The organism is Actinoallomurus acanthiterrae, assembly GCF_054775715.1.
In genome coordinates this window covers 752162-774257 of record NZ_BAAHCO010000001.1, presented here as the reverse complement: position 1 = coordinate 774257, position 22096 = coordinate 752162, and the positions used below count along the sequence as shown (strand labels likewise).

Below are 22096 nucleotides of genomic sequence, written 5' to 3'. Positions count from 1 at the left end.
TTCCGCCACCACCAGAAGGAACCCATTCCCCTATGACCGCGCAGACCACGGAAAACCCGATCGGCGTGCACGCCCTCGTCTGGGTCGGTGACACCTCACCCTCATCGCTCACCTACGCGATCGAGAAGACCAAGGCGACGGGCTTCGACCTGCTCGAGCTCTCCCTGCACGACTCGGTGAACCTCGACGTCGAAGCGGCGCGCGAGAAGTTGAAGGCCGCGGGCCTGGGCGTGGCCTGCTCCCGCGGCCTGGCCTTCGACGCCGACATCTCAAGCGAGGACGTCGCCGTCGTCGAACGCGGTGAGAAACTACTCCAGGACTCCCTCGCCGTCACCGACCGGCTCGGCGGCACGCACTTCACCGGCGCGCTCTACAGCGCGCTCGGCAAATACGACAGGCCGCTCAGCGACGCGGGGCGCCGAAACGTCGTGGCCGTGCTGCGGCGGCTCGCGCAGGAAGCCCGCCGGCGCGACATGACCCTCGGCATCGAGATCTGCAACCGCTACGAGACCAACGTCATCAACACCGCCCACGACGCGCTCGTCCTCGCCGACGACATCGGCGAGGACAACGTGCTCATCCACCTCGACACGTACCACATGAACATCGAGGAGGACGATCTGGTCCGGCCCGTACACGAGGTCGGGGACAGGCTCGGCTACGTGCACATCGGCGAGAACCATCGCGGCTACCTCGGCTCCGGGCACCTGGACTTCACCTCGTTCTTCCACGCCCTGGCCAACATCGGCTACCGAGGTCCCATCACATTCGAGTCCTTCTCTTCCGCCGTGGTGATGGCCGGCCTGTCCAACGATCTGGCCATCTGGCGCAACCTCTGGTCGGACGGTGAGGACCTGGCACGACACGCCCGCGGGTTCATCGCCGGCCACCTAGCCGCAAGCCAGGACCGGCGATGACCCTGGAGGAGCTCACGACACGCGCCCGTTCGCTCATGACAGGCGGGCACCGTGTCGTCCTGGGCGTCACCGGCCCGCCCGGAGCCGGCAAGACGACCTTCGCCCGGCACGTGGTCAGGATGTTGCGCCGGACACCCCCCGACGGCGGGGAGCCGGGCCAGTGGGTGGCGCACGTGCCGATGGACGGCTTCCACCTCGCAGACGTCGAACTCGACCGCCTCGGGCGGCGTGACCGCAAAGGCGCCCCGGACACCTTCGACGCCGCCGGCTACGCCGCCCTGCTCCGCCGACTGCGCGCGGACGAGGACGAAGTGGTCTACGCGCCCGCGTTCGAACGCGACATCGAGCAACCGATCGCCGGCAGTATCCCCATACCGCGCGCCGCCCGGCTCATCGTCACTGAAGGGAACTACCTTCTGCTCGGCGACGATCACTGGGCGCGCGTACGGCAGCAACTCGACGAGGTCTGGTACTGCGACCTCGACACGGACGAGCGCCTACGCCGCCTCATCGCCCGCCACGAACGCTTCGGCAAGGACCACGAAGCGGCGGTGGCCTGGGCGACGGGCACAGACCAACGCAACGCCGACCTCATCGCCGAAACCCGCCAACACGCCGACCTCGTCATCCCCGCCCGGCTCCTACGCTCGATCGACGATCGGTGACCGTCGGGTGCAGCGAACCTGCTGCCACTCTGGAGCAATCCTTGTTCCAGTCCGGTGATGATGTGGCCGTGTCAGTTCACGAAGAGCCGTGGCGTTCACCTTGCAGGAGGCCGCGACAGAGGTCACGGAGGCGTCGTCCGTGCTGCCGTACCCCTGAGGGCCGGACGTGACGTTGCCGCGGTAGTCCACCGTCCACGTTCCCCTGACGTAGCGCACCATCACCGCGTCCCCTTTGCGGACGGGTACCTCCGCCTGCTGCCAGGTCCTGCCGGCATCGATCACGGTGGTCTTGGAGACGGTCGTCCGTCCCCTGAACGGGGGTGTTCTGGAGGCGTAGAGGCCGGCGGCCACGACCACGGCCGGCAGCAGCAGGGCTGAGGTCACCATCGGCCACCGTCTCCGCCTGCGGTTCTCCACCGGGGGAAGGAGGCCGGTGCCGGCCGTCAGGGTCGTCTGCCCTGCTGGGGCGGGCTCGAGCAGGCCGTCGGCGACCTGTCGCAGCGCGACCGCCACCTCGGTCGCGGAAGGACGCTGGTCGGGGGATTTGCGCAGCAGGGCCTTCAGTACCGCGCGCAACGGCCCGGCCTGGGGCGGGATCGCCGGTTCCCCGAAGACCGCGGCGTGGAGGCTCGCCGCCATCTCGGAGCGCCGGAACGGCGAATCGCGGCTGACCATGGCGCACAGGGTCACTCCCAGCGACCATAGGTCGCTCGCCGGGCCCACCGCCCCGTCCGTCAGCCGCTCCGGGGCCATGTAGTCGGCGGAGCCGATCAGCGCGCCGGTCTCGGTCAGCGATTCGTCGCCGTTCAGGGCTACGATGCCGAAATCGGTGAGTACGGCGCTGCCGTCCGGGCGTACCAGCACGTTGGCGGGCTTGACGTCGCGGTGCAGCGCGCCCGCGGCGTGGACGGCCTGCAGCGCCTCGAGCAACTGAAGGCCCAGACTGGCGGCACGCTGGGGGTACATCGGCCCGTACAGCGTGATCAGGTGTGCGAGCGATGGCCCGTCGACCAGTTCCATGACGATCCACAGCCGGCGCTCGTACTCGACCAGGTCGTGGATCTCCACCACGTGGGGATGGGAGACGCGCGCGATCGTGCGCGCCTCTCGCATGACCCGCCGCAGGCGGTTGGCGGACTCCGCGCCGTCGCCGGCGGGCAGGTGAAGCTCCTTCACCGCGACATCGCGTTCGAGCAGATCGACCGAGACCGGGAGCAGCGCTGCGGTCCAGGACGTCTCGCCGTACCGGCGGACCAGCAGAAACATGCAAACAGCGATGATGCCCGCTACCCGACCATGCCCCAGCTATGGAGCCGCAGGTCAAGGTCACCGAACCCGGTTTCCGCGCCCACAGGCGCACCCGAGGTCCAAGGCTGAGGTCTTTGCGGCGGCGTGTCCAGTTAACGGTTCTGTCGCTCTGACCGTACAGTCCCGGCGCACCTTACCCGGTCTTCTGCTCAGGTCCGGCGCAGAAGGCCGTTGACCAGATCGTCGAAGAGCGCGGCGAGTTCGTCGTCGGTGATGGCGTCGGGGCGGGTCAGCACCAGGTGTCCGAAGTGCTCGGCGGCGGCGACCACGGCGTGAGCCGTCCAGAGGTGATGTCGGGCCGTGGCGGCGTCCAGGTCGCGACCCCCGCCGATGAAGTCGGCGAGGGCTTTGCGTACGACCTCGCGACCCTGCTCGATCCGGTCGAGGACGGGCGCTGGTGTCTGCGCGCCGGTACCCAGGACGGGCGTCCATGTCTGCGGGTTCTCGCGTACGGTCCGTGCCCATGTGCGGGCGATGTCTCCTGCGAGGTGCTTCGAGGTGAGGCGACGCGGATCCTGCGGGAAGGCGGCCAGGAGCTGGGTGACGGCATCACTCTGGGTCCGGTCGAGGAGCGCGGTGAGCAGGAGTGAGAGATTGGCGTACGCGCCGTAGACGACCGGCTTGGTGACCCCTGCCTCCTGGGCGATCGCCTCGACGGTGAGGCCGGCGTACCCCTCGCGGACGATGAGCGCGAGTGCCGCGTCGAGCAGCTGCCGGCGGCGCTGCTCGAGGGGCATCCGCGGTGCGTACGCGCGTCGCTGTCGTCGCGTGCCCACCTCTGCCTCCGCCACGTCGGACAGGGTAGCGGCCTTTGGAACGGCCGCCACTTGACAATTACTACCGTCACGTAGCAATTTACTACGGAGCAGTAGTAAATGTACCCACAGGGGACCCATGAAGCTGAACGCTCGCTCGTTGATGTTGCTGCCCGTCCTTGCGCTGGTGCTCGCGTCCGTTGCCGAGGCGCCCGCTCGATCGGCCTCGGCACCGCTTACCGACAGCTGGAAGCCGCGACCCGCGCAATGGCACAACACCGTGACGCGCAAGGACCTGGCGATCCGGATGAGTGACGGGAAGATCTTGCGGGGTGACCTCACGCTCCCGGCGACCGCCGACGGCAAGGCCGTGAAGCAGAAGCTGCCCGTGCTGGTGACGGTCACGCCGTACAACAAGCGGCTGCCGATCGGCACCAACAGTGGCGCTCTCCTCGGCACCAACGTCCCTGCTGACTACTTCGTCGACCGTGGCTATGCGGAGCTCTGGGTCGACGCGCGTGGCACGGGCAGCTCCGAGGGCCGATGGTCTGCGTTCAGCGAGAGGGAGAACAAGGACGCCGGCGAGGTCGTGGCCTGGGCGCACAGGCAGTCATGGAGCGACGGCAAGGTGGGCATGCAGGGCGGCTCCTACCTCGGCATCGAGCAGCTCTTCGCTGCCGAGCAGCAGCCGCCTGGGCTGAAGGCGATCTTCCCGACGGTGCCGGCAGCCGATCCCTACCGCGACGTTGCCGCCGCGGGCGGGGAGATGGACGCAGGTTTCCTGCCGCAGTGGTTCATGCTCGTCTCCGCGGCCGGCGCGATTCCCCCCGCGTTCAGCCTCAAGGAGCCGAAGTCGGCCCTGACCATGGCGGTCGACCACATCGCCGGCGGCGTCGGCGGCACCCTGCCGGAGGTGCTTTCGGGAGTGTTGGGCGGGAATGTGGCGTACGACGGCCCGTACTGGGCGGAGCGCAAGCCGATCACGCGCATCGACAAGGTGAAGGTCCCGACGTTCATCATCGGCGGTGAGTACGACATCTTCCAGCGCGGCGAGCCCCTGCTCTTCGAGGGAATCCAGCGCAACGGGACACCCGTGAAGTTCATCGATGGGCCGTGGAACCACCTCCAGGCCGGGTCGGGCAAGGGCAAGGAGTTCGGCGCCGCCGGCTACGGGTCGCTGGCCCAGCTCGAGCTGCGCTGGTTCGACCACTGGATCAAGGGGCAGGACACCGACCTGGACCAGATCGCGCCGGTGACCTACTACGAGCAGGGCACTGGACGATGGGTACGGAAGCAGAAGTGGATCGCGAGCGACCTGTCCGCGAAGACCTTCAAGCTCTCCGGGTCCTCGACCACCGAGGTCAAGTCCGGTGGCCTGACCACCGGAACCGCGGCCTTGGGGAGGTCCACACTCCAGCCGCTGCCGGTCAGCGGCCTGTGCACGCGCTCGACCGACCAATGGACCGGCGGCCTGGCGAGCGCGGTGCTCAAAGACCTGCCGTGCTGGACCGACAACCGGCTCAACGATGCCACCGGACTCACCTTCGACTCCGCGCCTGCGACGAAGACGCTGCGCTTCCAGGGGCCGATCAACGCCCACCTGTACGTCTCGACCAGCACCGGCGACGGCATGCTGTCGCTGGCGGTCGAGGACGTCGCGCCCGACGGCAGCGTCCACCGGATCACCGGGGGCTGGGAGAGCATCTCCCAGCGGGCGCTGGACGAGAAGAAGTCACGCTACCTGGACGGCAAGATGATCCAGCCCTGGCACCCGTTCCTGAAGTCGACGAAGAAGGACCTGACGCCGGGCACGATCGCGCCCGTGGACGTGGAGATCTTCCCGACGGGCGCGGCCATCAGGCCCGGACACCGACTGCGGCTGGCGGTCGAGGGCTTCGACGTACCTCACCTGTCGCCGCAACTGGACGGCGGCGTCAAGACGCTCGGGCCGATGACGATCTACACCGGCGGCGATCACCCGTCGTCGGTGACGATGCCGGTGCGGAAGTAGCCGTTTAAGGTCCGGCGTTGTTCGTCGGATCTGGCTCGAACTCATCACCCTCGCCACGGAGTTGACGACCTAGGCCCCAGATGCTCGCTTCACCCGGCCCACCCGACGCGACAGCCGGGCCCGACCGCTGACCCGCCACTGAAAAACAAGGGACTCATGAGCCTCTGCGATGCGCCCCAGCCGTAACGAACACCGGTAGAGCCGTTGCATGCGTGAGCACGGGGCCTATTCATCGGCCAGCCCTCACGACAATTACGAGAGCTTCGCCCCGCTGCATTCGGTCAGCCGCCGGCTCTTGAATCGAGGGAGGCCGTGACCGGGCACGGTAGGTGACGGTCACAGCCAATGAATATGCTTCCGTGATCAGGTCGACGCTGGCGCGACATATGATTCATCCGCACCTTTCCCAGGCCGAATAGACTATAGAATTAGGTCTCATTATGTTTCATCCGATTGAGAACGTTCCAGCGGTTCGACTGGCCCACATGCTCGGCAAGACCGAGCGGGTCAGATCGACGACCTACCACTACATGACCTACCCGATCAACAGCCCCCGACCGGCCGATGGCGTCACGACCGTTCGCGTATACTGCGGCAACTGCAACACCACCGTGCTGGTCACCATCCCCTCCGCAGGGGAGATACAGAAGCTGCGGTTGCGTCGGCTCGCCGTCGCGGTTCCCGGCCTGATTTTCGGCATCGCGATGATTGCCGCGTACAACAGCTCGATCGGCGGCGGCAACGGGTTGTGGGTACTTTTTGGCATCATCGGCTTCATCGTCGCGCTCGTCGCGTTCGGCATGTGGTGGAGCGACCATGGGGTCAGGGTCTCCAAGAGCGAGTCGGTGGCCTCACAAGGTATGCACTCGGTCCGAACCCGTCAGCCCGATAGGACCCGCTCCTGACCCGGTCGACACAACCGTGCCGCTCGAATATTCGTAGCATGCGAATGCTGGGTTTTGGATTGAGCGGTGTGGACCCGCCTTTCGCGGATCTCGCCAACGGCGTCCACGTCGTCGCTGTCGACCCGACGACCCGTTTCAGCGCTCGTACACGCCGACCCGCGATCCCATGACAGGGTCGACCACCACGCCGCCCTGTCCTGCGGCCGGAAGTGTGACAGGCCTCAGCGCGGACCGTGCCGCACTGTGAGGGCCTGGATCGTGAGGCCGGCCAGGCCCGCCTCCAGGTCGCGCCGGTCGGGGACGACGGCGGCCCGAAACGGCCGGGCGGCCATCATGGACAGCACCCACCAGGCGCCGATTTCGGGGTCCAGGTCGAGCCTGATGTCGCCGTCGGCCTGACCGCGGCGCAGCAACTCGGCGAGCAGGCCCGCAGCGGTCTGCACGGCGCGACGGGCGGCGTCGGCGACGCCGGGCTCGTCAGTGAGGGCGGCCGCGTCGGCGAACAGCACGCCCAGCGATCCAGGAGCGTGCAGGAGTTCGAGGTGGCCGGGGGCCAGGAGCTCGGCCAGCAGATCCGCCACCGAGCCCAGTCTGTCGGCCAGACCCGCGAACTCGGCTTCGATCAAGACCGTGGCGCGTTCCAGCACGGCCGCGAACAGCGCCGCCTTGGAGCCGAAGTTCTGGAAGATCACCGGCTCGCTGACTCCGACCCGCTCCGCCACCTGGGAAACCTTTCCCGCCCGGTAGCCATTCTGCGCGAACACCTCGATCGCCGCCGCCAGGATCGACTCACGCCGCTCCTGCGGGCTCAGGCGGGTCCGAGATGCCGAGCGCGACATGTTGGGCAGATCGCTCACATACGCATCCTAGAGCCACTTGCCTCCCTACTTAGTCGCGACTAAGTTGATGGCTTACTTAGTCACGACTAAGTAGGGAGGGTGTCATGGGACTCGGACGATTCCTGCACAGCCACGACGAGCGACCCGACGCGGGCGGCGTCATCGAGCGCGCCCGCGCGTACGAGGTGGCCACGGCGATCGCATTCGGCGGGATGCGCCGCCGGTTGTACGGGCGGCTGGCGGCCCGATCCGGTGCCGGCCTCGGCGATCGGGTGCTGGACGTGGGTTGCGGCACAGGGGCCCTGACCCGCGCGCTGGCCGCCCGCGTGGGCCCGGTCGGGGAGGCGACCGGACTGGATGCCTCGGAGCCGATGATCGCCTACGCCCGTCGCCACGCGCCCGGTTCCTACGTACTCGGCCAAGCTCAGGATCTACCCTTCGACGATGACACGTTCGACGTCGTGACCTCCGCCTACGCCGTCCATCACGTACCCGCCGCCGCGCGGGCGACCGCGTTCTCGGAGATGTTCCGCGTGCTGCGCCCAGGCGGCAGGTTGCTGATCGCCGACTTCCGCCCGCCCGAGGGCCGCCTCGCCACCCACGTCACCAGTGCCCTCGCCGGGCCGGCGATGGCGCGCAACCCGATCGGCGAGTTCGCCGACCTGATCGCCGGCGCGGGATTCACCATTGAAGACGACGGCGACCAGTGGCCACTACTGCACTACACCTGCGCTGCGCGTCCCGGCGAGCACCCGTCCGAGCGACCCGCCCGAACCGGACCGAGGGCCCGATGACGTCCCGCCACCGCGCCGGCCGGACGCTGCGCTGGAGCCTGGCACCACTTCTCCTGCTCTCCGTGGGCGTGCACCTGTGGATCAGCAGCCGCCTCGGGCTGGCAATGATCGGGGGACTCTTGGTCACCCACGTCGCGGCCGGATTGATCGGCGGTCACCTGGTGCGGCGACGCCGGTCCGCCAGAGCGTCGGACTGAGAGCCTCGGACGGCCGCCGTCGATACCGGAGGAGGCCCCCCTCTGCCGACATTTCGCGGTCGGTTCAGTGGCCTTGTGACGGTTTGTCGTTCAGCAGTGCGGCCGCCTCGGCGGCCTCTGCGGTCACATGGGCGGCGGCGCGGACAGCCCGTCCGGTCACACGCCAGGCGATCATACGGAGTGCCGTGGGCGGGGCCGGAGGGAAGACGCCGAGCTGGCCGAGCATGGTGATGTCGTCGCGTACGGCTTCATGGCTCACCACCTTGTCGTCGCGGAGGCCGAGCACATGGATCTGCTCGAAATCGATGTCACGCCCGGTCGGGGGTACGGCCTGGTCGAGTGCGCCGTCGCGGTAGCGGACGAAGGGACCCGTGTGGCGGCCGCGCATGCGCAGCCGTACCCAGACCTGGTCGTCGTTGCGGGCGATTCTGAGGACCGGGAAGCGCAGGTCACTGAAGGCGGAGCGCATCCACGCGCCCGAGGCGAGGACCCCGGCCGGGCCGGGCAGAGCGCAGGCCAGAGGTGCCACGACCGCCTCGCGGTTGTGGAAGTCCTCGTGGACCACATCGGCGGCCAGTGCTGGATCACCTGCTTCGAGGACCCGGAAGAGTCCGTGGGCGAGTTCTGTGGAGTCCATTCCCATGGTGTGGCTGCCTCTCGTCGGCTGCGCGGTCGCGGTGAAGACGTGGGCCGCGCGACGCTGGCGGCATGGTCGGCCGCATCCGGACGCGGCCGACGCTAATTGAGGTTATAGCACGCCTAATTAATTCATCGCGATAGAATGCGATCATGCCGGCCAAGCGCTCCTACGTCTCCCCGCTGCGCGAACAGTCCGCCGCACGGACACGCGAGCTGATCCTGCGTCAGGCCACGGAGCTGTTCGCCGAACGTGGCTACGGGCGGGTGACCGTCGCCGACATCGCCGCGGCGGCGGGTGTCGCATCGAAGACCGTGTTCGCGAGCGTCGGGAGCAAGAGCGACATCCTGAACCGGATCGTCGACCAGGGAGTGAGCGCCTCCGGTTACGAGCAGGCGATGCGGGCACTGCTCGAGGAGCGGACGCCGGAGTCGGTGCTGCGAGCGTTGGCTCATGGCACGCGGATGGGCAACGAGGGTCAGTTCACCGTGCACGAGGCGATCCGCAAGGCACTGCCCGGCCACGAGGACGGCGAGGCCCTGTGGGAGCGCGCCACCGCGGACTACCGCGACGCGCTGCGCACGGCCGCCCGCCATCTGCACACGCTGTCTCCGTCCCCTACGTACTCGGTGAAGGAGACGGCCGACCTGCTCTGGCACTGGTTCGGACCCACCGGCTGGCGCACCCTCGTGGTCGAGAACGGCTGGACCTGGGACCGGGCCGAGGACGTCCTCTGTCGCACGGCCCTGGCCGCACTCCACTGACACCGCTCGTGGGACATCCAGCGCGCGTTCGGCGGGACTGCGGGCCGGTGCGCAGGCCGGCCTGCGCACCACTCCGATCCCCGATCCGATGCGAAGGCAGAACAGCATGCGTAACACCACCCTGGGCACCCACGGACCAGAGGTCGGCGTCTGGCGGCCACTCATCAGTCGGTTATCGGTCCGTCGTCGGTGGGGAAGTCGGTGGAGGCCGACAGCTCGGACCATGCGGCCAGGTCAGCGGCCAGTTGCCGCTGTCCCTGCTCGACCAGGCGCACGGCATCACTGCCGAGCACGAGGTGGAGCGGAGGCTTGTCGCTTTCGAGGACCCGGAGCAGCGCCTTCGCCGCGCGTACCGGGTCGCCGGCCTGCCTGCCGTCCTTGGCCTGGCGGGCGGCCCGGATCGGACCGAAGACGGTGTCGTAGTCCGGAACCGTACGAGGAGCGCGGACCATCGAACGACCGGCCCAGTCCGTGCGGAAGGAGCCGAGCGCCAGCGACGTCACGTGGATGCCGAAGCCGGCGACTTCCTGCGCCAGCGAGGCGGCGATGCCCTCCATCGCGAACTTGCCGGCGCCGTAGAAGGCCACACCGGGCAGCGCTGTCAGCCCCGCCATGGAGGACAGCGTGACGATGTGGCCGCGGCGCCGCTGCCGCATGCGGGGCAGGACGGCCTTGATGACGGCGACGCTGCCGAACACGTTGACATCGAACTGCCGGCGCAGGTCGTCCATGCTCGACTCCTCGACGGTGCCCTCCAGGCCGTACCCGGCGTTGCTGATCAGCACGTCGATCGGGCCGACGGTCCGCTCGACCTCATCGACCACCGTGAGGACGTCGTCGTCGTCGGTCACGTCCAGCAGCCTGGCGACGGCCCGTCCCGGGGCCAGCGCCTCGAACGCGTCGACCTGCTCCGGATCGCGGACCGTGCCGACGACGACGTCTCCGGCGGGCAACGCTTCCCGGGCGAAGGCCCGGCCCAGGCCGCTGCTGACGCCGGTGATGAGGAAAGTCCTGCTCATAATCGGGCTCCTGATTCACTCAGTGTTCCGGTTTGGTGGCCCACAATTCCCAGGCGATGCCGTCGGGATCGGGCACGGAGACGAATTCCGCATAACCGGTGTCCCGTACCGGTGAACGGGACACCCCGAGTGCGTCCAGGTGCCGGGTCCAGCCGTCCAGGGCGGCCCGGTCGGGAACGGTGAGCGAGAAGTGGTCGAGCCCGGTGCGGGACGGGTCGAACATGTCGCCGCTGCGTCGCAGGGGCTCATGGACGGCCAGGACGAGCCCGCTGTCGGCGTGGCGCATGACCTGCCGGGGATGCCCCGCCTCGACCGGCCCGGGCATCACTTCGCCGACCGGCTGGAACCCCAGCGTGCGCCGGTACCAGTCGACACTGGTGGCCATGTCGCGCACCACGATGGCGATGTGGGCGATTCCGAGGAACTTGCTCATGTGCGTTGTCGTCCTCTCAGCGTGAACGGGTGGTGCCCGGACGACCCGGGACGCTCGCCGAGCGTCCCGGGCCGCCGGGATGAGGCCGGCTCAGGGCCGATTCGGTCGTGGGGCAGGCGCTGTCGCGGTCGTCACTTCGTGCGCAGCGGGGCGAGGGCGTCGGCCCAGGCGACGACCTGGTCGATCGTGGTGTTCAGGGCGTCGATCTGGTCGTCGTTGGGCTTGAACTCGCTGTAGTTCACGAAGTCGTGGGCGAGGGACAGGGCGACCTGGGAGCGGACGTCGGCCATGTGGAGCTCGCCGACGATCAGACGCAGGTGCTCGACCGCGCGGGTGCCGCCGAGGGAGCCGTAGCCGACGAAGCCGACGGCCTTGTTGTTCCACTCCGCGAAGAGGTAGTCGAGGGCGTTCTTCAGCGCCCCCGTCGTGGAGTGGTTGTATTCCGGCGTCACCATGATGAAGCCGTCGTACGAGGCGACCGTGGAGGCCCAGTTCAGCGTGTGCGGCTGGGCGTACTGGGCCATCATCGGCGGAACGGCCTCGTCCAGGTGCGGAAGCCGGTAGTCGAGCAGGTCGATCAGCTCGAACTCGGCGTCACTGCGCTGCTTGGCCACGTCGTGGACCCAGCGGGCCACGGCCTCGCCGTTGCGGCCGGGGCGCGTGCTTCCGAGGATTATGCCGATCTTGGTCATGCCAAAGCCTTTCGACGCGGGTCCAGGACCCGGAGATATTCGTGCGGCGTCAGGCGACGCTCGGGCGGCGGGGTTCTGCCGCCCGGTTCAGGCGAAGGGGAGGGACCGGGTTTCAGTGACCCGCGCTCATGCCGCCGTCGACGTGGAGGATCTCGCCGGTGACGAACGGGGCGTTCTCCAGGTAGATCACCGCGTCCACGATGTCGCTCTGCTCGCCCATCCGGCCGACCGGGTGCAGCGCGGCGAGGAACTCGTGGGCCTCCTCGGGGTGCATGGGGGTCTTGATGGTGCCCGGGGAGACGGCGTTGGCGCGGATGCCGCGGGTGGCGTACTCGATGGCGAGGGACTTGGTGGCGGACTGCAGCCCGCCCTTGGTCAGCGAGGCCAGCACGGAGGGGACGCGGGCGTCGGCGCTATCGACCAGGCTGGTGGTGATGTTGACGATGTGACCGCCGCCCTGGGCGAGCATCCGCTCGACGGCCAGCTGGGTGATCCAGAAGAAGCCGGCGAGGTTCACACCGGTCACGGTGGCGTAGTCGTCCTGGGTGTAGTCCGTGAAGGGCTTGGCCACGAAGACTCCCGCGTTGTTGACCAGGGTGTCGATAGGTCCGAAGCGTTCGACGGCGGTGGCGATGACGCGCTCGGCGGTGGCCGGGTCGGCGATGTCGCCCTGGACGGTCACGACGTCCACGTCGCCGGCGGGGGCGATGGTACGGGAGGTGGCGACGACGGCGTGGCCGAGCTTGCGGTACGCCTCGACCAGCCCGGCGCCGATGCCCTGCGAGGCACCGGTGATGACTGCGACCTTCTGGTTCTGAGAGTTCATGATGACCTTCGTCGAGATGCGGGAGGACGTCGCGCCGACCGTTCATAGTCGGTCGGTCGACTATTCGCAGTAAATGCACTTGGACCTGGCGAAGTCAAAGGTCAGAGGGCATCCGGGCGGGACCGGCTTCCTCCTACTTGCTAGGAGAGGACTCCCAGTACAGGTCAGTGCGGTGGCGGGGACGCATGGAGGGGCGCGGGAGGAGGAGGGCCGGGGCTACTGCGAGGAGCGTGGGCCGCCGTCGGTGAGAGCGCCGGGCTCTCACCAGGGAGGAAATCGGTCGTGGCACGGCTCAGGGAACCGGCGGACGATGTTGACACGGCGGTCCCCACGCGAAGCGACCGCGCACCTCAGCGTCGGAGCGGCATCATGCGAGAGTTTCTGGTGGAGATCACCACGACGGTTCCGGAGGGGACCCGGAGAAAGTGGGCGCGGGTCGTGCCGACCGCGGACCCGGCGAAGCGATCCTCGGGTGTGCTCTCAGGAAAGGCGCGCGCCGCGTGAGGTTGTCATCGCGGCCAAGGCGTACCGCGCAATGCGCCCCGCCGCGGTCGCGGTGGGGCGTCACAAAGGTGCAGGGCGCGCCCGCGTGGCTGCTGCCCAACCCCGCGATCTCCGCCCCGATCGTGGGCACCCTCGGGAAGAGCCACTCTCCGCGGTGCGCTCTGCTCTCTCGCACACCGTCAGGCGTCTACCGCCGCGCTTCCCGCACATGGGCATCGAGCAGCGCCAGGCAGTTCGTCCACAGCGTGCCCAGCAGCCGAGCGTTGTTGTAGAGCTTGGCGAACAGCACCTGGCCCTCCAGTTGGGCGACGACCGAGCGAGCGGCCTCACGGACGTCGGTCACGCCGAGCTCGCCGCGGGCCAGCGCCTCGGCGATGACCGCCTCGACCATGTCCACCTGCGCGTCGAAGACCTGTTGCAAGCGTTCGCGGATCGCCTCGGTCTGGTTGCTGATCTCCAGACTGAGATTGCCGAAGATGCAGCCCGAGACGGTACCGCAGTCCTGCTGGCCGGCGAGCTGCGCGGCCTCGGTCTCCTCGAACAGCCGGCGCAGTCGCGGGAGGGGTTCCACCGTCGCGTCGGTCAGCACGCGCGTCCAGTCCCGCCGCTGGGCGGCCCAGTGCTCGTCGAGGACGGCCAGGGCCAGGGCCTCCTTGGACTCGAAGAAGTAGTAGAAGCTGCCCTTGGGCACGCCCGCGGTCTTGCAGATCTCGGCCACCCCCGGCGCCGAGTAGCCGCGCAGCTCAATGAGCGACTGTGCCGCGTCGAGGATCTTCCGCCTGGCGTCACTGGTCCGTCCCATATGAGCAATATACGACCGGTCGTCTACTGTTACTAGACCGGCCATCTATCAACATTGCGCTTGAAAGGAAGCCGCACGATGAGTCACCCGATGCACGCCGCGCTCGCCGGCTGGACGGCCGCCTTCGACGGTCATGACCCCGACGCCATGGCCGAACTGTTCACCGCCGACGCCCTCTTCCAGGGCTTCGGACCCGAGCCCACCGTCGGCCGCGACGCCGTGCGCGCCTACTACAAGGCCGTCCCCCTCGATCGCACGGCGAGGGGGAAGGTTCTACACACGTACACCCTCGGCGAGGATGTGGCCGGCGGCTTCGCCGACGTCATCATCCGGAATCCCAAGGGCTGGCAGTCCCACGTGTACATGTCGCTCGTCCTGGTACGAGAAGGGACGACATGGCGGATCAACAGCTACCACGTCTCGCCCGTCATGACGGAGTCCTGAGCAACAGGCTCGGCCGGCTGCTCACCGACGAGACGCCGACCAGCGTCGACGACAACCGCGTCGTCGCGGCCGGTGACGCCGCCGCACCGTCGGGCCGACCGCTGCGGATGAGCGGCTACGCTGCCGGGCCGCTCGGGGCGCAGGCCGCCAACACCGCGCTGAGCCTCATCGGACCGCGCCACGGACAAGACGCCGCCCCCACCGCTGCGTGACACCGCCAATCAGTGACGCGCGTCACATGGTCGTGATGTCACAAGAACCGGATCACCGTTGTCTCGTGTTCGTCAGGACTCCGCGCGGAGGTAGGGGGTGAGACGACATGGCCGACACCCAGAACTGGGTCCCGAAGAACTGGGTCCCCCGCTGACCAGGCGGGTGCCTGAGAAATTGATCTCAGTCACCATGCCCTGAGATCCGATGCCGGTCCGGGGGCGGACTCCGATGCCCAGATACCCCCGGGCCGGCCGATGAGCCATTCGCCGCTGATCCGCCATCACCCGCCCGAGCGACCAGCAGACCCTTGTGATCCAGCACTGGTCACGTTGATCACGCAGGAATCCGTCATGGACGACCTCATGCACCGCCGCGACCTGCGCAGCGCACCGTCCCTTGGGGCACGAGAAAGGAAGCATCCCTCACATGGCGGCGAATTCCTCTTCGCCTACTGAATCGAACAAGGCACTCACCGGCTCGCAGGGCGGCGAAAACACCAGGGCCGGATACGGCGCTGTGTTCGCGGTCAAGGAATTCCGGGCCATCTTCGTCGCTCATGTCCTTTCCGTGCTGGGCAGCGTCCTCGCCGAGGTCTCGCTGGCCATCCTGGTCTTCCGGCAGACCGGCTCGGCGTTGTTGACAGCCCTCGTCTTCGCCCTCGGCTTCCTGCCCTACGCGCTCAGCGGGATCATGCTGTCCGGCATCGCCGACCGGTATCCGCCCCGCCGTGTGCTGATCGCCTGCGACCTGCTGTCGGCGGGCTGTGTCACCCTGATGACCATCCCAGTGACGCCGTTCGCGGTCCTGTTCCTGCTCCGTCTCGCCGTCTCGATGATCTCACCGCTGTTCACCGGCACCCGAGCGGCGAGCCTCGCGGACATCCTGCAGGGGGACCGGTACGTCCTGGGCCGCTCGCTGATACGGATCGTCTCGCAAGGTTCCCAGGTCATCGGCTACGGGCTGGGCGGCCTGGCACTCGCGTGGGTGCCGCCCCGCATCGCGCTCTGCGTCACCATCTTCACGTTCCTCGGCTCCGCCCTGCTGCTACGTCTGGGCACCCGTCACCGGCCCGCCCGGATATCAGGAAGCGGCGCGATGACACGTGATTCGATCGCCTCGGCCGGACGGCTGCTCGGCGACGCTCGCATCCGCGCGCTGCTGCTGATGTGGTGGGTTCCGCCGATGTTCTTCGTGGTGGCCGAAGGAGTCGCCGCACCCTTCGCCGACGCCTCTGGGGCAGGCTCCGCCGGCTTCGGCCTGTTCCTGGCCGCGATGCCCGCCGGCACCGCGGTGAGCGAGGCGCTGATCGGCACCCTACTCGGCCCCGCTGCCCGCGAGCGCCTTACGCTTCCGCTCGCGGCCGTATCGCTGCTGCCGCTGACCGCGTTCGGGCTCCACCCGCCGCTGCCGCTCGCGACCGGATTGATGCTGCTCACCGGGCTGTGCGCCGCGTACACGCTCGGCATGGACAGGTGGTTCGTCCATGCGGTACCCGAACGGACACGAGGCCAGGCGATGTCCCTGCTGGGTGCCGGGATCATGACCCTCCAGGGCCTCGGCATGACCATCGGCGGTGCCGTCGCCGCCTTGGTTCCCCCCTACATGGTGATCTGCGGTGCCGGGCTGCTGGGCACGGTGAGCCTCCTCGGTGTGCTGCGCTCCGTACACGGCCATCAGGTTCCGCCTTTTCCATAAGGATTCCTTCGGCCGCACGCCGCTGAGCGTGCCCGGCGGCCATCGGTCCATGCCGGCGTACCCCGACGAGGTCGTCAAGGCACCGCTCACCGCCGAAGGTCGCGCGAAGAGGCGCCGCCGAGATCCTGCGGGACACGCGCCGACGCCGCGCGTACGGCGACGGGTACGGCCGGGTCCGCGTCGCGAGGCATCCCCCATGGCGATCGAGATGACCGTTGACATCGTCGACTATTAGTTTCTACTGTTTAGCAAATCGGGAGGTCTCGTGAGGATGCAGCGTACGCTGGAGCTCGTCGAGGCGCAGGTCAGCGCCAGGAGCCGATGGCACTTCCTTGTGCTGCGACACGGCGATCGTGTCGCGGTCGGGGAGTGCTCGGACGCCGGTGACCGCGCACGGCTGCTCGAACAACTGACCGCGGTATGTCGCCGGCTCGCGGGCCGGGACCTGGTCTCCGACCGTCAGGCCGTTCTCGCCGACCTGGCGGAGCGGGTGTCGCGGACGGCGTCGGACGGCAGGCTCGTCGCCGCCACGCTCATGGGCGGGCTTGAGCAGCTGATGGTCGACCACGCCGCGCAGGCGGCCGGCGAGCCGGTGTGGAAGTGGCTCGGCGGCTCGGATCCCGGCCCCATTCCGGTCTACGCGAACATCAACCGCATGCCGGGCGGGCGGTCTCCGGAGGACGTCGCCGCGATGGCGCGTCGCGCGGTCGGCGCGGGATTCACCTCGATCAAGTGCGCGCCGTTCGACGTCAGCGTTCCAGGTGAGCCGCTGGCGGCCACCGGCCTGGGCCGGCTCCGGGCGATTCGGGCCGCCATCGGTGATGACGTCGAGCTGAAGGTCGACTGCCACGAGCGCCTCCCTGCCGAGGAGGTGCACCGGCTCCTCCCCGGCCTTGAAGACCTCGGGATCGCCTGGTTGGAGGACGCCGTCGGCATCGGCTCGGTGCCGGAACTCCGTGAGCTTCGGGCCGCGACGCACGTGCCGCTCGCCGGTGGTGAGCTCATGTTCGATCTGGAGGAAGCCCGCGCCGCGGTCACCGACCACCTGATCGACATCCTCATGCCCGACGTCAAGCACGCCGGAGGGCTGGAGCGAGCGTTGCGCATCGCTCGCTCCGCGCCGGACGTGGCCATCTCACCGCACAACCCTTCAGGGCCGGTCGCCACCGCGGCCAGCGCCCACGTCTTCGCCGCATGCGCCAACGCCACCGTGCTGGAGTACCAGTTCGGCGAGACACCATGGCGGTCCGAGCTCGTCGGAGGGCTCGAACACGTCGTGGACGGACGGCTCCACCTGAACGACCGTCCCGGCCTCGGAGTCACCTTCCAACCGAACCATCCCCACTGTCGAGTCCTGTGGTCCACGAACATCTAGGAGGGCCATCGATGTCCAAGCAGTTCATCCCCCGCCGCCACGGCCGATCCGGTCTCGCGATCACCGCGCTCGTCGCCTGCGGCGCGCTCGCCCTCTCGGGGTGCCGGTCGGCGGTCGACTCATCGCAGGGCGACTCCGGGCCGCAGAAGGGCGGCACCCTCAATATCGTGCAGAGCGCCGACATCGCGCCCTCGACGTTCCTGTCCCAGAACAACCCGAACTTCAGCATGATCCGTACGGTCTTCAACACGCTGACGACCGACGACCATCACTCCCTCCAGCCTCAGCCCGAGCTGGCCACGAGCTGGACGATCGCGCCCGACAAGAAGACCGTCACACTGAAACTGCGGGACGGCGTCACCTTCCACTCCGGCCGCCCGTTCACCGCCGACGACGTCATCTTCACCCTCAAGGCCATCAGGCGTCAGAACGTCCCGTCACAGCTCAAGCACGTGGCCGCCGCCATCACCGGAATGAAGGCCGACGACGCGCACACCGTGACGCTCCAGCTCGCGCAGCCCGTGTCGAACCTGTTCGACCTGTTCCAGGTGATGCCGATCGTCGACAAGAACACGTTCGACGACCTCCTCGCCGGCAAGAAGTTCGTCGGCACCGGGCCGTTCCAGGTCGTGAAGTACACGCCCGGATCCGGTGTCGACCTCAAGAGGTACGCCGGTTACTGGCAGAAGGGCCACCCGTACCTGGACGGCGTGCACATCAGCGTGCAGAGCCAGTCGCAGTCGATGATGTCCTCGCTCCGCTCGGGGCAGACCCAGCTCGCCCTCGACCTGGCGCCCCTCGACACCGCCGCGGTCAAGAACGACCCCGGCTTCAAGGTCATCGCCTCCGACGCGAACGACGCCGTCTACTACGTGGCCTCGAACGTCAAGATGGCCCCGCTCGACGACCGCGGTGTCCGGCAGGGCATCGCCTGGGCGATCGACCGGAACCGCATCCTCAAGCAGGCCCTCGGCGGCATCGGCCGGACCAGCTCCCTGCCATGGTCACCGTCCTCACCGGCCTTCGACCAGCAGAAGGCCGACACCTACTCCCAGAACCTCGCCAAGGCCAAGCAACTGATCGGCCAGGCCAGGGCCACCGGTAAGACGGTCAAGGTCGCCTTCAACTCCGGGTTCGCGACGAACAAGTCCATCGCCGAGATCGTCCAGTTCAACCTCAAGGCGGCCGGGCTGCAGGCGCAACTGGTTCCTCTCCAGGCGCCCGACTTCTTCTCCAAACTCGGCAGCGGCGACATGCCCGGCCTGTTCGTCAACGTGCACGGCTTCGGCCAGCTCAGCCCCGCGACGCTGGTCAAAGGCGCCTTCCCGTTCAATGCCGACAAGAACGCCTCCAACTTCGACTCCGACGAATACCGCGCCATCGCGAAACAGCTGTGGACGCCGGCGGACGACACCGCCGCCAAGGCCGCCTACACGCGGATCAACGACTTCCTGCTCGACCAGCAGTTCGTCAGCGACCTGGTGGTCAGCGCGCACACCTTCACCATCTCCGCGAAGCTGAAAGGCCTGCGGTACTCCATGTACGACTACCTCGACCTCGACGACGCCTACCTGACGAAGTGATTCTGACCAATGCTCAGGTACACATTGAGGCGCGTCCCGTCCGCTCTCCTGGTGCTGGTCGTGGCGTCGATGCTCGTCTTCGCCGTCCCGCGGCTCGCCTCAGGCGACGCCGCGGACGTCCTGGCGGGCCCCGACTCCACCGCCGCCACCCGGGAAGCGGTCCGGCACGACCTCGGTCTCGACAAGAGCCCCGTCCTCCAGTACGCGCTGTGGGCCCGGGGCCTGCTGACCGGGAACCTCGGCACCTCCTACATCCGTAAAGAGCCGGCGTCACACGCGATCGGGGCCGCGCTCGGGCAGACCGTCACCCTGACGGTGGCCGCGCTGGTCCTGGCCGTCGTGCTCGGCGGCCTCGCGGGTGTGGTGCTCGGCACCGGCCGGCGCGGGTTCGTCACGCGGCCGGTCGGCGCGCTCGTCTCCCTGGCGTTCGCGCTCCCGCCGTACGTCAGCGGTGTCCTGCTGGTGCTGCTGTTCGCCGTCACGATCCGGCTGCTCCCGGCGACCGGCTATATGCCGCTGGCGCACAGTCCCGACATCGCGGTGCAGTACCTCCTCATGCCGGCGCTGTGCCTCGCGCTGCCGACCGCGGCCACACTCGCCCGGTTCCTGGCCGCCTCCGTACGGCAGGTGATGGACGAGGACTACATCCGCACCGGTGTGGCCAAGGGCCTGACCGCCCGCCGGCTGGTCCGCGCCCACGTCGTCCCGAACGCCCTGCCGCCGGTGCTCACCGTGCTGGGCATCCAGGTCGGCCAGCTGCTCGGCGGCGCCATCGTGGTCGAGGCCATCTTCGGCTGGCACGGCATCGGCGACCTGCTGGTCAGCTCGGTCCTCGACCGCGACTACGTCCTGGTCCAGGACCTCCTCCTGTTCACCGTCGCGGTGTTCATCGTCGTTCAGACCCTCACCGACCTCGCCCACGCGGCGATCGACCCCCGCATCCGGCTGGAGGCATGATGACCGCCATGCCCACCGCGGCGCCCACGGCCGCCACGGTCGCCTCACGGCCGCAGCGTTCCCGCTGCTCGCGGGCCCTGCGATTCCCCGAGACCGCCGCGGGGCTCGCCATCGTCGCCGTACTCTTCGCGCTCGGCGTCCTCGCGCCCTGGATCGCACCGTACGGCGTCGACGCGCAGAGCGGTGACAGCTTCGCCGGGGTCAGCGCCTCGCACCTTCTCGGCACCGACGAGTTCGGCCGGGATGTGCTCACCCGCGTTCTGTTCGGCATCAGGCAGGACGTCGTCGTGGCCGGCCTCGCCGTCCCGATCGGCGCGCTGCTGGGCACCGCACTCGGCCTGCTGTGCGGACTGCACCGGATCGTGGACTCCATCGTGCAGCGCGTCTTCGACGTGACGCTCGCCTTCACCGCACTCGTCCTCGGTGTCGCGGTGTCGGCCACCGCCATCGGCCCCGGAATGACGGCCATCGTCGTCACCTGCGTCGTCGTCAACGTCCCGCTCTTCGGGCGGCTCACCCGGTCCGCGGTCCAGGCGCAGCGGTCACGTGACTATGTGGTCGCGGCCGAGGTGATCGGCGCGAGCCGCGCCCGCGTGCTGCTGCGCCACATCCTCCCCAACGCGCTGGACACGCTCATCGTCCAGGCCGCCCTCAGCCTGTCGATGGCCGTGTTCATCGAGGGGGCGATGAGCTTCGTGGGCATCGGCATCCGCCCACTGTCGCCGTCGCTGGGCTCGTTGCTGAGGACCAGCGTCACCTTCCTCGACCAGAACCCCTGGTACGCGCTGGGCCCCATCATCGTCGTCACCGCCCTGGTGCTGGGCTTCAACCTCATCGCGGACGGACTGAACCGAGGACTGCTACGCCGATGAGCCCGACCGAACACACACCGGAACTCCTGAGCGGTGCCGGCGCCCTGCTGGGGGAAGGCCCGCTCTGGGACGACGACGCGCACCGGCTGCTCTGGGTCGACATCTGGGGCGGCCTGCTGAACGCCACCTCCCTCGCGGGCGAGACCACCTCCACCGATCTGGGCGCGCCCCTGTCCTCGGTGGTGCTCAGCACACGTGGCACGCGCGTCGTCACCGCCGGGCTCTGCGTGCTCGAGCTGGCCGACGAGGGCGCTCGTCACCTCGCCGACATCCCCGAAGACCCGTGCATGCGGGCGAACGACGCGGCCGTGGACCCGGCCGGGCGCCTCTGGATCGGGACCATGACGATGCCCCACCGCCCCGCCCGGTCCGGCGGCCTGTGGCGGCTCGATCCCGGGAGCGACGTCCCCGTCCGGGTCCTGGACGACGTCCGGCTCGCGAACGGTCTGGCCTGGAGCCCGTCCGGCGACACCCTCTACTTCGTCGACTCCCTGCGCCAGGAGGTGAACGCCCACCCGTTCGACCCGGCCGACGGTTCGATCGGCGCGGCACACCCGTTCCTGCGCGTCGCCGGCGAGGACGGCATGCCCGACGGAATCGCGGTCGACGCCGACGGCGGAGTGTGGGTGGCGCTCGCCGGCGGCGGGGCCGTACGCCGCTACGACCCCTCGGGAACGCTCGAGGAACACGTCGCGCTGCCCACCCGCTTCCCGACCAGCTGCGCGTTCGGAGGCCCCGGCCTCCGGCACCTCTTCATCACCACCGGATCACGGCCCGTCCCGCCGGCCGAACGACCGCGGGAGGTCGCCCGGGGCGCCGGTGCGCTCTTCCGGCTCGGCACCGGCGTACGCGGCCTGCCCACCTCGCGGATGGAGCTCTGACATGCCGA

Annotated in this window: 24 protein-coding genes; 15 read left to right on the top strand and 9 right to left on the bottom strand. The window is 68.8% G+C overall.

The genetic code is table 11. From position 1 onward, the window contains the following. Nucleotides 1-32: 32 nt before the first annotated feature. Nucleotides 33-917 (top strand): sugar phosphate isomerase/epimerase family protein, encoded by an 885-nt coding sequence (locus ACYVF7_RS03805; RefSeq protein ID WP_460334900.1) that lies wholly within the window; start codon nucleotides 33-35, stop codon nucleotides 915-917. Next, the gene (locus tag ACYVF7_RS03800) at nucleotides 914-1582 is read left to right on the top strand and encodes a nucleoside/nucleotide kinase family protein (RefSeq protein ID WP_460334897.1); all 669 of its coding nucleotides are present in this window, start codon (nucleotides 914-916) and stop codon (nucleotides 1580-1582) included. The genes ACYVF7_RS03805 and ACYVF7_RS03800 overlap by 4 nt, the downstream gene beginning before the upstream one ends. On the opposite strand, the gene ACYVF7_RS03795 is transcribed toward ACYVF7_RS03800, so the two are convergent. Continuing rightward, nucleotides 1559-2848, bottom strand: a complete 1290-nt coding sequence (locus tag ACYVF7_RS03795; RefSeq protein WP_460334894.1) for a serine/threonine-protein kinase — start codon at nucleotides 2846-2848, stop codon at nucleotides 1559-1561. The two genes, ACYVF7_RS03800 and ACYVF7_RS03795, sit on opposite strands and share 24 nt — an antisense overlap. 191 nt (nucleotides 2849-3039) lie before the next feature. Beyond that, nucleotides 3040-3681 (bottom strand): TetR/AcrR family transcriptional regulator, encoded by a 642-nt coding sequence (locus ACYVF7_RS03790; protein WP_460334891.1) that lies wholly within the window; start codon nucleotides 3679-3681, stop codon nucleotides 3040-3042. A 103-nt stretch (nucleotides 3682-3784) separates the two neighbouring features. Here ACYVF7_RS03790 and ACYVF7_RS03785 point away from each other — a divergent pair, with 103 nt between their 5' ends. Both ACYVF7_RS03785 and ACYVF7_RS03780 read left to right on the top strand, forming a co-directional pair. Then, the gene (locus ACYVF7_RS03785; RefSeq protein ID WP_460334888.1) at nucleotides 3785-5656 is read left to right on the top strand and encodes a CocE/NonD family hydrolase; all 1872 of its coding nucleotides are present in this window, start codon (nucleotides 3785-3787) and stop codon (nucleotides 5654-5656) included. Between the two features lie 485 nt (nucleotides 5657-6141). Beyond that, complete coding sequence (locus tag ACYVF7_RS03780) at nucleotides 6142-6561, top strand: hypothetical protein (RefSeq protein ID WP_460334885.1); 420 nt, start codon at nucleotides 6142-6144, stop codon at nucleotides 6559-6561. Between the two features lie 221 nt (nucleotides 6562-6782). On the opposite strand, the gene ACYVF7_RS03775 is transcribed toward ACYVF7_RS03780, so the two are convergent. Next, nucleotides 6783-7418, bottom strand: a complete 636-nt coding sequence (locus ACYVF7_RS03775) for a TetR/AcrR family transcriptional regulator (protein WP_460334883.1) — start codon at nucleotides 7416-7418, stop codon at nucleotides 6783-6785. An 86-nt stretch (nucleotides 7419-7504) separates the two neighbouring features. Here ACYVF7_RS03775 and ACYVF7_RS03770 point away from each other — a divergent pair, with 86 nt between their 5' ends. Together ACYVF7_RS03770 and ACYVF7_RS03765 are read left to right on the top strand one after the other, a co-directional pair. Then, on the top strand, nucleotides 7505-8194 hold the full coding sequence (locus tag ACYVF7_RS03770; RefSeq protein WP_460334880.1) for a class I SAM-dependent methyltransferase: 690 nt from the start codon (nucleotides 7505-7507) through the stop codon (nucleotides 8192-8194). Further along, nucleotides 8191-8391, top strand: a complete 201-nt coding sequence (locus ACYVF7_RS03765) for a hypothetical protein (protein ID WP_460334877.1) — start codon at nucleotides 8191-8193, stop codon at nucleotides 8389-8391. The genes ACYVF7_RS03770 and ACYVF7_RS03765 overlap by 4 nt, the downstream gene beginning before the upstream one ends. A gap of 64 nt (nucleotides 8392-8455) precedes the next feature. On the opposite strand, the gene ACYVF7_RS03760 is transcribed toward ACYVF7_RS03765, so the two are convergent. Then, nucleotides 8456-9028, bottom strand: coding sequence for an ester cyclase (locus ACYVF7_RS03760; RefSeq protein WP_460334874.1), 573 nt, complete (start codon nucleotides 9026-9028; stop codon nucleotides 8456-8458). A 152-nt stretch (nucleotides 9029-9180) separates the two neighbouring features. On the opposite strand from ACYVF7_RS03760, the gene ACYVF7_RS03755 reads away from it, so the two are divergent. Continuing rightward, nucleotides 9181-9792, top strand: a complete 612-nt coding sequence (locus ACYVF7_RS03755) for a TetR/AcrR family transcriptional regulator (protein WP_460334872.1) — start codon at nucleotides 9181-9183, stop codon at nucleotides 9790-9792. Nucleotides 9793-9956: 164 nt separating this feature from the next. Here ACYVF7_RS03755 and ACYVF7_RS03750 read toward each other — a convergent pair whose 3' ends face one another. The 5 genes from ACYVF7_RS03750 to ACYVF7_RS03730 form a co-directional block, all read right to left on the bottom strand. Further along, nucleotides 9957-10811 (bottom strand): oxidoreductase, encoded by an 855-nt coding sequence (locus ACYVF7_RS03750; protein ID WP_460334869.1) that lies wholly within the window; start codon nucleotides 10809-10811, stop codon nucleotides 9957-9959. Nucleotides 10812-10830: 19 nt separating this feature from the next. Then, a complete protein-coding gene (locus ACYVF7_RS03745; RefSeq protein ID WP_460334866.1) occupies nucleotides 10831-11244 on the bottom strand; it encodes a VOC family protein in 414 nt (137 codons plus the stop codon). A gap of 131 nt (nucleotides 11245-11375) precedes the next feature. Then, nucleotides 11376-11936 carry an NADPH-dependent FMN reductase gene (locus ACYVF7_RS03740; RefSeq protein WP_460334863.1) on the bottom strand — a complete coding sequence of 187 codons (561 nt, stop codon included), beginning with the start codon at nucleotides 11934-11936 and terminating at the stop codon, nucleotides 11376-11378. Nucleotides 11937-12048: 112 nt separating this feature from the next. Beyond that, entirely contained in the window at nucleotides 12049-12762 is a 714-nt protein-coding gene (locus ACYVF7_RS03735; RefSeq protein WP_460334861.1) for an SDR family NAD(P)-dependent oxidoreductase, read from the bottom strand. A gap of 691 nt (nucleotides 12763-13453) precedes the next feature. Then, complete coding sequence (locus ACYVF7_RS03730) at nucleotides 13454-14068, bottom strand: TetR/AcrR family transcriptional regulator (RefSeq protein WP_460334858.1); 615 nt, start codon at nucleotides 14066-14068, stop codon at nucleotides 13454-13456. A gap of 78 nt (nucleotides 14069-14146) precedes the next feature. Between ACYVF7_RS03730 and ACYVF7_RS03725 the strand changes: the two genes are divergently transcribed. The 8 genes from ACYVF7_RS03725 to ACYVF7_RS03690 all read left to right on the top strand — a co-directional run bounded on the left by ACYVF7_RS03725 (nucleotide 14147) and on the right by ACYVF7_RS03690 (nucleotide 22088). Next, nucleotides 14147-14512 carry a YybH family protein gene (locus ACYVF7_RS03725; protein ID WP_460334855.1) on the top strand — a complete coding sequence of 122 codons (366 nt, stop codon included), beginning with the start codon at nucleotides 14147-14149 and terminating at the stop codon, nucleotides 14510-14512. After that, nucleotides 14464-14724: a hypothetical protein gene (locus ACYVF7_RS03720; RefSeq protein WP_460334852.1), complete on the top strand. Its 261-nt coding sequence runs from the start codon at nucleotides 14464-14466 to the stop codon at nucleotides 14722-14724. Before ACYVF7_RS03725 ends, ACYVF7_RS03720 begins: the two co-directional genes overlap by 49 nt. A gap of 427 nt (nucleotides 14725-15151) precedes the next feature. After that, the gene (locus ACYVF7_RS03715) at nucleotides 15152-16420 is read left to right on the top strand and encodes an MFS transporter (protein ID WP_460334850.1); all 1269 of its coding nucleotides are present in this window, start codon (nucleotides 15152-15154) and stop codon (nucleotides 16418-16420) included. 271 nt (nucleotides 16421-16691) lie between these two features. After that, complete coding sequence (locus tag ACYVF7_RS03710) at nucleotides 16692-17795, top strand: mandelate racemase/muconate lactonizing enzyme family protein (RefSeq protein ID WP_460357778.1); 1104 nt, start codon at nucleotides 16692-16694, stop codon at nucleotides 17793-17795. A gap of 11 nt (nucleotides 17796-17806) precedes the next feature. Further along, complete coding sequence (locus ACYVF7_RS03705; RefSeq protein WP_460334847.1) at nucleotides 17807-19378, top strand: ABC transporter substrate-binding protein; 1572 nt, start codon at nucleotides 17807-17809, stop codon at nucleotides 19376-19378. Between the two features lie 9 nt (nucleotides 19379-19387). Further along, nucleotides 19388-20335, top strand: coding sequence for an ABC transporter permease (locus ACYVF7_RS03700; protein WP_460334844.1), 948 nt, complete (start codon nucleotides 19388-19390; stop codon nucleotides 20333-20335). 8 nt (nucleotides 20336-20343) lie between these two features. After that, the gene (locus ACYVF7_RS03695) at nucleotides 20344-21207 is read left to right on the top strand and encodes an ABC transporter permease (RefSeq protein ID WP_460334840.1); all 864 of its coding nucleotides are present in this window, start codon (nucleotides 20344-20346) and stop codon (nucleotides 21205-21207) included. After that, the gene (locus ACYVF7_RS03690) at nucleotides 21204-22088 is read left to right on the top strand and encodes an SMP-30/gluconolactonase/LRE family protein (RefSeq protein WP_460334837.1); all 885 of its coding nucleotides are present in this window, start codon (nucleotides 21204-21206) and stop codon (nucleotides 22086-22088) included. The genes ACYVF7_RS03695 and ACYVF7_RS03690 overlap by 4 nt, the downstream gene beginning before the upstream one ends. Nucleotides 22089-22096: the final 8 nt, after the last annotated feature.